1 protein-coding gene is annotated in these 299 nt (G+C 46.8%); it reads right to left on the bottom strand.

What is annotated here, in order from left to right; all coding sequences use genetic code 11:
• A partial coding sequence (locus ACFIK0_RS09615; RefSeq protein WP_375663946.1) for a PEP-utilizing enzyme occupies positions 1-248 on the bottom strand: 248 nt, incomplete at its 3' end.
• Positions 249-299 lie beyond the last annotated feature (51 nt).

The following is a 299-nucleotide window of genomic DNA, read 5'->3' as shown; positions in this document are numbered from 1 at the left end:
CGTTGATAGTGATCCACTTCGCCATCCGTGGGACGCACGATGACTTTGCCGTGAATTCCATCAACAATCACCAAATCCCCATCTTGAATTTGCTGAGTGGCTAGTTCAGTTCCAACCACCGCTGGCAAAGACAAGGTTTTGGACATAATTGTGAAATGAGAGGTCCGACCACCCTCATTAGTGACTAAGCCAGCAACAAAGCGGCGATCAAATTGCGCCATGTCGGTCGGGGTAATGTTTTTTGCCACAAAAATAGCCCGATGATTAATACTCGAAGGATCGGGTAACTTAACTCCTTT

This window comes from Bartonella sp. CL63NXGY, assembly GCF_042194905.1.
Lineage (GTDB): Bacteria > Pseudomonadota > Alphaproteobacteria > Rhizobiales > Rhizobiaceae > Bartonella.
This window is presented reverse-complemented; position numbering and strand designations above follow the sequence as displayed.